Origin of the sequence: Streptomyces sp. NPDC048257, assembly GCF_043201855.1 — a bacterium.
Lineage (GTDB): Bacteria > Actinomycetota > Actinomycetes > Streptomycetales > Streptomycetaceae > Streptomyces.
Map to the genome: position 1 here is coordinate 323,472 of NZ_JBICZI010000002.1, position 12,130 is coordinate 335,601.

6 protein-coding genes and 1 pseudogene are annotated in these 12,130 nt (G+C 68.7%); 2 read left to right on the forward strand and 5 right to left on the reverse strand.

Translation table 11 applies throughout. The features are described 5' to 3' along the window. Window positions 1-6: 6 nt before the first annotated feature. The 3 genes from ccrA to ACGFZK_RS05485 form a co-directional block, all read right to left on the reverse strand. A complete protein-coding gene (gene ccrA, locus ACGFZK_RS05475) occupies window positions 7-1,344 on the reverse strand; it encodes a crotonyl-CoA carboxylase/reductase (RefSeq protein ID WP_393847518.1) in 1,338 nt (445 codons plus the stop codon). 406 nt (window positions 1,345-1,750) lie between these two features. After that, a complete protein-coding gene (locus tag ACGFZK_RS05480; protein ID WP_393847519.1) occupies window positions 1,751-2,563 on the reverse strand; it encodes a TetR family transcriptional regulator in 813 nt (270 codons plus the stop codon). A 163-nt stretch (window positions 2,564-2,726) separates the two neighbouring features. Beyond that, window positions 2,727-4,526, reverse strand: coding sequence for a 3-hydroxyacyl-CoA dehydrogenase family protein (locus tag ACGFZK_RS05485; protein ID WP_393847520.1), 1,800 nt, complete (start codon window positions 4,524-4,526; stop codon window positions 2,727-2,729). A gap of 391 nt (window positions 4,527-4,917) precedes the next feature. On the opposite strand from ACGFZK_RS05485, the gene ACGFZK_RS05490 reads away from it, so the two are divergent. After that, a complete protein-coding gene (locus ACGFZK_RS05490; RefSeq protein ID WP_393847521.1) occupies window positions 4,918-5,469 on the forward strand; it encodes an adenylosuccinate lyase in 552 nt (183 codons plus the stop codon). A gap of 138 nt (window positions 5,470-5,607) precedes the next feature. On the opposite strand, the gene ACGFZK_RS05495 is transcribed toward ACGFZK_RS05490, so the two are convergent. Both ACGFZK_RS05495 and ACGFZK_RS05500 read right to left on the reverse strand, forming a co-directional pair. Next, window positions 5,608-7,188 (reverse strand): alpha/beta hydrolase, encoded by a 1,581-nt coding sequence (locus tag ACGFZK_RS05495; protein ID WP_393847522.1) that lies wholly within the window; start codon window positions 7,186-7,188, stop codon window positions 5,608-5,610. A gap of 112 nt (window positions 7,189-7,300) precedes the next feature. Next, window positions 7,301-7,948, reverse strand: a pseudogene (locus ACGFZK_RS05500) (radical SAM protein); the annotation flags it as partial. Window positions 7,949-7,989: 41 nt separating this feature from the next. On the opposite strand from ACGFZK_RS05500, the gene ACGFZK_RS05505 reads away from it, so the two are divergent. Continuing rightward, window positions 7,990-9,636 carry a recombinase family protein gene (locus ACGFZK_RS05505; RefSeq protein WP_393847523.1) on the forward strand — a complete coding sequence of 549 codons (1,647 nt, stop codon included), beginning with the start codon at window positions 7,990-7,992 and terminating at the stop codon, window positions 9,634-9,636. Window positions 9,637-12,130: the final 2,494 nt, after the last annotated feature.

The following is a 12,130-nucleotide window of genomic DNA, read 5'->3' on the forward strand; positions in this document are numbered from 1 at the left end:
ACGGACTCAGACGTTGCGGAAGCGGTTGATCGCGTCGAGGTGCGTCGCGCGCAGCTCGTGGTCGCGGACCCCCAGGCCCTCCTCGGGGGCCAGCGCGAGGACGCCGACCTTGCCCTGGTGGAGGTTGCGGTGGACGTCGTAGGCGGCCTGGCCGGTGTCCTCCAGGGAGTAGACCTTCGACAGGGTGGGGTGGATCTTGCCCTTGGCGACCAGGCGGTTGGCCTCCCACGCCTCGCGGTAGTTCGCGAAGTGCGAGCCGACGATCTTCTTGAGGGACATCCACAGGTAGCGGTTGTCGTACTCGTGGTTGTAGCCCGAGGTCGAGGCGCAGGTGACGATCGTGCCGCCCTTGCGGGTGACGTAGACGCTCGCGCCGAAGGTCTCGCGGCCCGGGTGCTCGAAGACGATGTCCACGTCCTCGCCGCCGGTCAGCTCGCGGATGCGCTTGCCGAAGCGCTTCCACTCCTTCGGGTCCTGGGTGTGCTCGTCCTTCCAGAACTTGTAGCCCTCGGCGTTGCGGTCGATGACCGCCTCGGCGCCCATGGCCCGGCAGATCTCGGCCTTCTCGGGGCTGGAGACCACGCAGATCGGGTTGGCGCCGCCGGCGAGCGCGAACTGGGTGGCGTACGAGCCGAGGCCGCCGCTCGCGCCCCAGATCAGGACGTTGTCGCCCTGCTTCATGCCGGCGCCGTTGCGGGAGACCAGCTGGCGGTAGGCGGTGGAGTTGACCAGGCCGGGGGAGGCGGCCTCCTCCCAGCTGAGGTGGTCGGGCTTGGGCATCAGCTGGTTCGACTTGACCAGGGCGATCTCCGCCAGGCCGCCGAAGTTGGTCTCGAAGCCCCAGATGCGCTGCTCGGGGTCGAGCATCGTGTCGTTGTGGCCGTCCGAGGACTCCAGCTCGACCGAGAGGCAGTGGGCGACGACCTCGTCGCCCGGCTTCCAGGCGTTGACGCCGGGGCCGGTGCGCAGCACGACGCCCGCGAGGTCGGAGCCGATGATGTGGTACGGCAGGTCGTGGCGCTTGGTGAGCTCCGACAGGCGCCCGTAGCGCTCCAGGAAGCTGAAGGTGGAGACCGGCTCGAAGATCGAGGTCCACACGGAGTTGTAGTTGACCGAGGAGGCCATGACGGCGACCAGGGCCTCGCCCGGGCCCAGCTCCGGCACCGGGACGTTGTCCAGGTGAAGGGACTTGCGCGGGTCCTTCTCGCGTGTCGTCAGCCCCGCGAACATTTCCGTCTCGTCCTTGTGCACGGTGATCGCGCGGTACGAGTCGGGCAGCGGCAGGGCCGCGAAGTCTGCGGCGGTGGCGGACTGCGACTGAATCGCGTCCAGGATGTCCTTCACGGTAGAGCCTCCGGCTAGCGCTGATGAGGGTGCGCTGAGGTAAACGGGGGGGGTGCGTGGTGCAGGTGGTGTGCCGTCGGTCCGGCTGGTGCGGTGGTGCTGGGCGACGCCCGTGGTGAGGCGTGCGGTGCCTGGTGACGCAGGCGCATCCGGGGCGCGTTCCGTGCCGTGTGGGCGTGGGTCGCGGGGACATCCGGACGACTTCAACGTATGGCACCCCGTGTCACCCGGCAAGGCACCGCGTGCCAAAACTTTCTCTCATTTGCCGATTGACCTGCACCGATGAGCGATGATCGATCAGAGTTACCCGCGAGTAGGGGCAAGCCGGACAAACGAAAGCGGCCGCTCCCGGATCGGGAGCGGCCGCTGTGACGAGGGGCACCCCCGGCGATGGCCGGGGGAGCGGCTACTTGGCGCGCAGGGCCTCTTCGATGGTCCGCATGACCTCGTCCAGCGGAGCGTCGGTGCGGGCCACCGCCACGAGCACCTCGCCCTGCGTACGGACCGCCGCGGGCGCGGCCGGCGCCGAGCCCGGGGTGCGGCCCGCGCCGATGCCCGAACCGAAGGTCTTGCGGACGATGGAGAAGGCGTGGTCCAGCTGCGCCTCCACGTCCCCCTGACCACCCGCACGCAGCCAGCGCCGCAGCACGTGGTTGTGGGCCGTGACCACCGCGGAGGCGGCCACCTCGGCCAGCAGCGGGTCGTCGTTGCCGTCGTGGTGGTCGTGCTCGTCGAAGTGGGCCAGCAGGTACCGGGTGAACAGCCGCTCGTACCGGGCCACCGAGGCGATCTCCCGCTCCCGCAGCGCCGGTACCTCACGGGTCAGCCGGTAGCGCTCCACCGACACCGCCGGCGAGGCGGCGTACATCTTCATGACTTCCTTGATCCCGCGGCACACCGTGTCGAGCGGGTGCTCGTGCGCCGGGGCCACGTCCAGGACGGCCTCGGCGCGGGTCAGGGTGTCGTCGTGGTCCGGGAAGATCGCCTCTTCCTTGGACCGGAAGTGCCGGAAGAAGGTCCGGCGCGCCACTCCGGCGGTCGCGGCGATCTCGTCGACCGTCGTCGCCTCGTACCCCTTGGTCGCGAAGAGCTCCATGGCCGCGGCGGCGAGCTCGCGGCGCATTTTGAGCCGCTGCGCGGCCGCCTTGGTGCCGGCCGGACTCTCCGGGGTGTCGGAGGCCGTGGCGGCGCGGGGCGAGTTCTTGGCGGGCTGGGACATAGAGCGAAAGTACTTCATTCGTGCAGGGGAGCGCGCCTGCGGGGGGTGGGAGAGGGGTGGATGCGGGGGAGAGCCCGCACTGGGCTCGTGAGGGTTGGCCCGCCGTGAGGGTCCGGCGGGCCCGAGCAGCCCTCCCCACGCATCCGGCTCGTGGCCCGACCGATTACCGGCGGGCGGCGTACTCACGGAATCCGCGGCCGGTCTTCCGGCCCAGGCAGCCCGCCGCCACCAGGTGCTCCAGCAGCGGGGACGGGGCCAGACCCGGGTCGCGGAACTCCTTGTGCAGGACCTTCTCGATGGCCAGCGACACGTCGAGGCCGACCACGTCGAGGAGCTCGAACGGGCCCATCGGGTAGCCGCCGCCCAGCTTCATCGCCGCGTCGATCTGGTCGATGTCGGCGTAGTGCTGCTCGACCATCTTGATCGCGTTGTTGAGGTACGGGAACAGCAGCGCGTTCACGATGAAACCGGCCCGGTCGCCGCAGTCCACCGGGTGCTTGCGCACCTTGACGCAGATCTCGCGGACGGTCGCGTGCACGTCGTCGGCCGTCAGGACGGTCCGGACCACCTCGACCAGCTTCATGGCGGGGGCCGGGTTGAAGAAGTGCATGCCGATCACGTCCTCGGGACGCGAGGTCACGCGGGCGATCGCGATCACCGGCAGCGAGGAGGTGGTGGTGGCCAGCACCGCACCCGGCTTGCAGACCTTGTCCAGGGCCGCGAACAGCTCCTGCTTGACCGCCAGGTCCTCGGCGACGGCCTCGACGGCCAGGTCCACCTCGGCGAAGGCGTCCAGCGAACCGGCCGGGGTGATCCGCTCCAGCGTCTGGGCGGCGCCCTCCTCGGTCAGGCGGCCCTTGGACACCGCACGGCCCAAGGACTTCCCGATCGCGGCCTTCGCGGCCTCCGCCTTCTCCTGGCTGCGCGCGGCGAGCACCACGCCGTAGCCGGCCTGCGCGAAGACCTGGGCGATCCCGCTCGCCATGGTCCCCGAGCCGGCCACGCCGACCGAGCTGACGGGGCGGCCCGCGCCGACCAGGGACCCGTCGAGCGGGGTCTGGAGGTCGCGGACGATCACCGAGCTGCCCGGAGCCTCGTACGTGTAGAAGCCGCGGCCCGACTTCTGCCCGGTCAGGCCGGCCTCGGCCAGCTGGCCCAGGATCGGGGCCGGGGCGTGCAGCCGGTCGCCGGAGGAGGTGTACATGGCTTCCAGGACGGTGCGCGCGGTGTCCACGCCGATCAGGTCGAGCAGCGCGAGCGGGCCCATGGGCAGGCCGCAGCCGAGCCGCATCGCCGCGTCGATGTCCTCGCGGGAGGCGTACCGCGCCTCGTACATGGCGGCGGCCTGGTTGAGGTAGCCGAAGAGCAGGCCGTCGGCGACGAAGCCGGGCCGGTCACCGACCGGGACGGGCTCCTTGCCGAGCTCGCGGGCCAGTTCGGTGACCGCCTCGACGGCCGGCGGGGCGGTCAGGACACAGGAGACGATCTCGACCAGCTTCATTGCCGGGGCCGGATTGAAGAAGTGCAGGCCCAGCACCCGCTCGGGGCGCAGGGACTCGGCGGCCATGCGCGTCACGGACAGGGCGTTGGTGCCGGTGGCCAGGATGGCGTCGGGCCGGACGACCGCGTCGAGCTCGCGGAACACCTGCTGCTTGATCTCGTACGACTCGGGCACGACCTCGATGACGAGATCGGCATCGGCGGCCGCGGCCAGGTCGGTGAAGGTGCGGAAGCGGGCGAGCACGTCCGCCCGCTCCTGCTCGGTGAGCCGCTCCCGGGCGACGGAGCGCGCCGTGGCACCGGCGAGGGCGGTCGTGGCCCGGTGGGCCGCGGCCTCGCTGATGTCGATGCCGATGACCTCGCGGCCGGCCCGGGCGAGGACCTCGGCGATGCCGGTGCCCATCGTGCCGAGGCCGACGACGGCGATGGTCTGGAGGGTGGGGTGACTGGACTGACGGTCCATCGAGGGACTCCAGTGGAAGAGGGTGACGACTTGGGGGCGCGCGGCGCACGGCGCGCGCGGATGCCGTACGGAAGAGCCGTGCGGTGAAGGGTCCGGGGTGAGCGGGCCCGAGGAGGAGAGGAGCCCACGGGGAACGAGTCCCTGGGGCGGAAGCGGCGGAACCCTGTCCCGGGGTCTCACCGTGCATACGAACCGACCGGCACGAGGCGGCTGCGTCACCAGGCCGCCCTCGTACGTGTTGGAACGACAGTAACTCGCCGGTAACTGGTCCGCCAGAGCGCGGAGATGTGACCTGTACCGCCCAAATGTACCGATCATCGATCATCGATCAACCGGCGCCGATGTCCCGAAACCCGGCACGGCGACCGCTGTGTCCCCCTAGGGTGGCCGGGTGAACGACGTGCTGGAGCGCCTGCGGGCGGAGGCGGGACCGTCGCCCGAGTACGAGGTGCTGCTCACGGCCGCCCCCGATGGCCTGGCGGCCTCCCTGACCTCGGCCGGAGCGCCGCTGTGGGCCCGCGAACTGGCCGCGTACCGGCTCGGCCTCGCCGGAGACCGCCGCGCCTTCGAAGCCCTCGTCCTGCTCCTCAACCACCGCGAACCGGCCCGCTGCGCGGCCGCCGCCGAGGCACTGGCCGTCCTGGACGACCCGCGCACCGCCCGCGCGGCGGCGGCCCTCGCCACCAACAGCCTCCGCACGGCCTACGCCCTGCAGCCCGTGCGGCTGCTCACCGCCCTGCGCGCCCCCGAGTCCGTACCGGCCCTGATGGCCACCCTGGCGCGGCTGCTGTCCCCGCACGACCCGTACTGGCGGGTGGCCCTGGCCTGCGTCGAGGGGCTCGGCGCCCTCGCCGACCCCCGCGCACGCGAACTCCTCGTCCGGGCCCAGTCCCACCCCCGCCTGGCAGTGGCGGCGACGGCCGCGCTGCGCAACCTGGGCTGAGCGCCGGGCCGGGCCGCTCGGCGGCGAGGGCGAAGACCTCGATCCGGAACGGCAATTGGGACCGGACCGAGGCCCTCGCCCTCGCCTTTGCCCTCGCCTTCGCCCTCGTCTTCGCCCTCGTCTTCGCGCGCGGAGGCGTCAGCCCCGGAAGCCGAGCAGGCCGTGCAGGGCCGCGCCGCCCGCGGACGCGGGCACGGCGCGGGTCGCCGTGGTCGGCTTCGGGGCCTCCTGGGCGGGGCAGGTGGCGTCCGTGGCCTTGCCCGTCGTCAGGTAGGCCGACACCTTCTCGTCCAGGCACTTGTTGCCGCTGAGCGCGATGCCGTGGTTGCCGCCGCCCTCCTCCACCACCAGTGCCGAGCCCTTCAGCTTGTCCCGCATGCTGAGCGCGCCCCCGAACGGGGTCGCCGCGTCCTCCGTCGCCTGGAGGAGGAGGGCGGGCGGCAGATCCGCGTTGGTCACGTCCGGAGCCCGCAGCGCCTCCGTCGGCCAGAACGCGCACGGCGCGTTGTACCAGGCGTTGTTCCAGGTCATGAACGGGGCTTCGGTGTGGGTGCGCCACATGTCCGCGCGCCACTGGTTCCAGTCCTTCGGCCAGGCCGAGTCCCGGCACTGCACCGCCGTGTAGACGCTGTAGCCGTTGCCCGCGGAGGGCTCCACGGCGCCGAACCGCTCGTAGGCCGCCACCAGCGGCTTCGGGTCCTGCTTCACCGCGTACGCCGCGAAGGCCTCGGCGAGGTTCGGCCAGTAGCCGTTGTAGTAGCCGCCCGGCATGAAGGTGTCCTCCAGCTCCGACGGGCCCACCTTGCCGCCCGCCGGGGTCTCGCGCAGCGCGTCCCGCATCGCGTACCAGCGCTCCTCGACCACCGCGGGGTCGGTGCCGAGCCGGTAGGTGGCGTCGTACCGGGCCACCCAGGCCAGGAAGGCCTTGTGGCGGGCGTCGAAGGCGTGGTCCTGGGCGAGGTTGTCCTCGTACCAGACCCCGCCGGGGTCGACCACGGAGTCCAGGACGAGCCGGTGCACGCGGCCCGGGTGGAGCTTGGCGTACACCGCGCCCAGGTAGGTCCCGTACGAGTAGCCGAAGTAGCTGATCCGCTCCGCGCCCAGGGCGCCGCGCAGCGCCTCGATGTCCCGGGCGGCCGAGACGGTGTCGATGTACGGGAGCACGTCCGCGTGCTTGGACCCGCAGGACTCGGCGAAGGACCGGACCCGGTCCAGGTTGGCCCGTTCGGTCGCCTCGTCCAGGGGCACCGAGTCCGGCCGGACGGGCTTGAAGTGCCCGGACGCGCAGTCCAGGACGGGCTCGCTCTTGCCGACGCCCCGGGGGTCGAAGCCGATCACGTCGTACTGGGCGGCCACCTCCTTGGGCAGGGCGGAGGCGATGTACCCGGCCAGGCTGCGGCCGCTGCCGCCCGGGCCGCCGGGGTTGACCAGCAGCGGGCCCTGGGAGGTGGCGCCGGTGTGGGGGACCCGGGTCAGGGCGAGGGCGATCTGCCGGCCGCCCGGACGTGCGTGGTCGAGGGGCACCTTGAGGGACGCGCACTGCAGCGTGGGGTACCGCGGGGTCGCGCAGCCGGTCCAGCGCAGCGCGGCCTGCGCCGGCGCGGGGGCGGCCCGACCGGCCGGTGCGGCGGGCGCGGCCGTGACCGGGCTCGCCAGGGCGGCGGCGACGGTGGAGATCGACAGCAGGACAGCGGCGCGCTTCTTCAAGGGGTGGAGCATGGGGCCTCCCAGCCGAGGGTTCTGGGCGGAATCGTCCCGGAAACCGCGCCTGGAAGGCGGGATTGGGCTGCCTATTGGCCCGATGTGATGACCGTTCGGGCGGCGCAGGCCGTCACAGGAGGCTGAGCTGCGTGGCTCCGGCGGGCGCGGAGGGGTCCGGGCGCTCCGGTGTGACGATCTTGCGGGCCGGGTTCCGGTGGGACGGGCCGATGCCGAATTCGGCCGCCAGTTCGTGGACTTGGCGGGTGATCCGGCGCTGGTACCAGGTGGGCGCGTACGAGCCGCCCGCGTACATCCGCTCGTACCGGGGGACCAGGTGGGGGTGGTGGGCGCCCAGCCAGGCCGTGAACCACTCGCGCGCCCCGGGCCGCAGATGGAGTACCAGGGGTGTCACGGAGGTCGCGCCGGACTCGGCCACGGCGCGTACGGTCGCCCGCAGCTGCTCCGGGGAGTCCCCGAGGAAGGGGATGACCGGAGCCATCAGCACCCCGCACTCGATGCCGGCGTCCGTGAGGGTCCGTACGGCGCCCAGCCGGGCGGCGGGGGAGGGAGTGCCGGGCTCGACGGTCCGCCACAGCGAGGTGTCGGTGAAGCCGACGGACACGGAGATGCCGACCTCGGTGACCTCGGCGGCCTCCCGCAGGAGGGGGAGGTCGCGCAGGATCAGCGTGCCCTTGGTGAGGATCGAGAAGGGGTTCGCGTGGTCGCGCAGCGCTTCGATGATCCCGGGCATCAGCCGGCAGCGGCCCTCAGTAAGTTGCACACTTCCCTAAGTGCCTTTGACGTGCAAATATGCCCGCCATGAGCACGGAGACGGACGACACAAGCCACCTCATCGACCTGGTGTGCCGCAAGAGTCAGGCGGTCAAGAGCAAGACCGGGCGCCGCGAAATCTCGGTCAGCGCACAGGAGGCCCGAGGCCGCAAGACGGCCGAACTGCTTGGCCTGACGGTTCGCCACGTATGGCGTGAGGTTGGATCGGCCTCCCGTTTTCGCCGGTCCAAGAAGGTGCCCAAGCAGGATCTAGCTCTACAGGCGCTAGACCGAGGTGAAATCGGTGCGCTGTGGGTCTTCCGCCTGGACCGATGGACGCGCCGGGGTGCCGGTGCCATTCTCTCGATCGTAGAGCCCGCAGACGGCCGACCCCGCCGGTTGCTGGTCGACAACGGCGACGCAGACAACCCCGGAATCGGACTCGACAGTGCGAACCCCCGTGACCGTTCGGAACTCATCCGGCGCGCTGAGGATGCTCGCGAGGAAACCGAGGTGCTGAGCGAGCGGGTGAGGAACACCAAGACGTTCCAGCTCGAAAATGGCGAGTGGCTCAGCGGACTCGCTCCCTATGGTCTGCGTGTCGTCATGGTCTCTGCCTTCGATGAGGACGGCGAAGAGATAGAGGAGCGGAAGCTCCAGCGCGACCCGGAGACCTTCGCTGGTATCCCGGGTGAGCCTCACGTGACCAAGATGGAGATTGCCCGATTGGTCACGCACGAATGGCCTGTAGCGAGGGTGACCAAACGAGAGATGGCGCGCCGTCTGAATGATCGCGCTGTTCCGTCACCTAGCGGGGGAAATTGGGCGTTCAGCACCGTGGCAAACATGATCGGCAACCCCGCATATGCCGGGTGGCAGATCACTGGACGCTCGGACAACAGGTCACGGCGAATGCTGTACCTCAATGAAGATGGCGAAAAGGTAAGTGTGATGGTCGGCCCTGCACTGCTTACTGAGGAGGAGTACAACGAGGCCCAGGCCGCCTCGCGCGGTAGCGGCCCCCCGGCCGACGCCGAGTCATGGAAGCCAAAGCATCTGCTCACTGACCTACTCGAATGCTCTGGGTGCAATTCGTCCATGCCCAGCGCCGGAACCTCCTACGCCTGCTGGCGCTCCCGTGCCGGCGGTGTGTGCCCAGCGCCCGCGAATGCAGCCGCATACAGCGCTGAGCAGTACGTATTTCAGTTTTGGACCTCCCGTCTGCACGCCAGCGATCCGGAAGATCCGCTGCTGGCTATCGTGGCGGCCCGCTGGGCAGCCAGGAAGGACCCGCAGGCATCCGAGGAGGAACAGACCGCTAGGGCCGCTCTGGCGGACGCTGAGCGAGTTCTCTCCCGCCTGTGGCAGGACCGGCGGGCAGGTCTCTTTGACGGTCCCTCGGAACGATTCTTCGCCCCCCAACTGTCCGAGGCCAACGCGGCAGTTACAGCAGCCCAAAGGACCCTTGACGGCATAAGCGGTAGCGGGCCGGTAGATATCTCGTTCCTGTTGGAACTGGAGGACCAGCGGGAAGCGTGGGAAGCAGCAGACCTCCCGCTGAAACGTGACCTCCTGAGGCTGGCAATCCGACGTATCCGAGTGCATCGCGCACCCAAGCGAGGAGTCCAGTTCGACGGAGATTCCCGTATGGAGATCAACTGGCTTGACGAGCCCGCATGGGACACGGCTGTGTAGGGAGCGACCAGGGCCCCGTTCGGAGAGATCCGGGCGGGGCCTTTGCTGTGCCCCGGGAAGCCGAAGCGCGCCAACGTGAATCCCTGCCGCCCGGACCGGCCGGGGACGGTCTAGCTAGCTAGGGAGCGAGTGGGCCGTCTTGAGGCCGTATGTGTGCCGTTCCGGGTGCGTGGCGAACCGGCGGCTACTGCTCAGGCTCTGGGTGGCTCCCGCCTGGTCATTGGCCAGCGGAGGCTCTCTCGTGCCCTGAGTTGCCCCCTGAGAGCTTCTCGCTCGGTCGCTGAGTCCGGGACTGACGGACCACTGAGGGACGCCTAGACGGGCATCTGACGCTTTGAGGAGTCAGCGCAGCAGGTACGAAAACCGACTGATGTAGAAGGAGTTCTGACAGTCCGCCAGATAACTCTAACTGACCTGCACTAATGTAGAAGTGTAGAAAGATATCTCTCTCAGGTTTAGCTCTAGGAACGTCTAAGCAAAACTGAGACCTCACCGTGAACCTACACTTCTACACAGTGCGGTGATTGTCGGTTGCTTAGGTACTGGCCAGATTTTCCACAGCAACCCGCCCCCGCTGCTTTCTTTTGTGAGTCGCGTCACGGCCGGCCGGGAAAGTCGAGTTTTCGACCTGCGGCAGGCGGTCCACTCACTAGACCTCTTACGAAGACACCCTTACGTCTTCATCGTCGCGTGCCTGCCAGGGTATCCGCGCGGCCCCACAATCAGCCCCGTACCCGGGTTTAGCGCATTCCTTCGAGCCCTGGCAGGCGAAGGCGTGTACTCCCCGGGTGCGGGGTTTTCTTGTTTTCTGCAGGAACGAGGACTTACCCGTGGCTACTGCACGGCATGAATATCGACAGGCTCACCGGCGGGTGGTCAATGCGAAGGGTCCGGCGAATCTCAAGCCGTGTGCCTTCTGTGGCGCTTTCGCTAAGGAATGGGCATACGACCACCAGGACCCGCGCGAGACTTTCCGAGATGGCTGTCTATGGAGCGACACCACAGCGCACTACATGCCGCTGTGCAAGCGGGACCACCGGGCGTATGACCGTGCATTCCGCCAGCACGGAAAGGCGGTGCTTCCTGCTGTCATCGACGCTCTGACGGAAGCCGGGCGGGACCGATACCCGGACGAGACCAGACAGAATGTTGAGGTGTCCTGCGTCAATTCGATGCGGATATGGGATGCGGCAACTCCACCCAAGCAGTTCCCGGCAGTTTCGCCGGAAATAAAGAAGGCGACCATGGAAATACTAGTCAGGGCATACGCGAACGCGGACACAGGAAGGCGGAACGTTGAACGATGAGGAGATAGCTCAGGCGCTCAACGTCCTTGAAACGCATACCCGAATTCCTCGGGACGCGACGGACCGCGCTGACGTGCTGGCCGCATTCACGGTGCTTCACCGTCTGACTTTCGAAGGGGACGACGCCAATGGCTGAGTTCCGCCCCGAAGGCCTTCCACACGTGGCGAATATTTGCGCTGCCCTAGATGTCAGCGTGAAGCCAATTCCCGGAGCTTATGAGCGGATCGGCAACGTCTATGCGGTTATCCAGGATTGGCTAGCCGCGAAGGACCGGCCCTCCGTTCCGCTCGGGGCATTCACGCGGACTCTTCGCGCGCTGGGTCTCAGGACTGCCAACACACACGTAGTCGGAATCGGACTGATTACCCGGCCGCCCCACTAGCCACCGTGTCGCGGCTCTCGCCTTTCTTTCCGATGTTCTGCGCGCGCTGTAATGCGAACAGCTTCACGCTGCGCCCACCCCGTGCTCATGGCTGCACCGATGGTTGCCACCGAACCTGCCAACGCCCCGAGCACTGCTGCCAATCCTGCGTCCATGCGGGCAACCTTCTTGGCTCAGAAGTCGAACAGTCAAGGGGGCCGCACGCCAACAAGCGGGGCCTTCCCCTGCGCAACCTGCGCCCTCCCGCCGGCATTTGGGCCCCACCCTGGATGACCTGCACTCATGCTCCGAGGCCACGACACCTGCCCCCTTCGCTGGCGTTAACCCTGCCCTGCCACCGGGCCTCGGGCTGGCAGCCAGACCCTTTGGAGTAGCCATGCCCCGAAAGCCCAAGAAGCCATGCAGCCAACCAGGTTGTAGAGAACTCACGGATGGCGGTCCGTGCGCTGAACACAAGCGGCAGAGAGAGCAACAGCGAGGATCAGCAGGCAAGCGCGGCTATGACGTTGGTTGGCAGCGAAAGCGAAAGGCGTACCTCTACGCGAATCCATGGTGTGTCCTATGTACTCGCCAACGTTGCTGACCATTGGCCATTGAGCCGTAAGAAATTGCTGGCAAGAGGTGAGGTAATGCCTGATGCGCCAAAGCATCTTAGGCCGTTGTGTACTGCTTGCCACAACCAGGAAACGGCTAAGAACCAGCCGGGCGGATGGGCTGCCGAGAAGGCCCAAGCCAAAGTCGAATGACGTTCCGCCGTACTGATCGCGCCTACCCCCTGGGGGGTGACCCCCTCCCGGCCCTGAG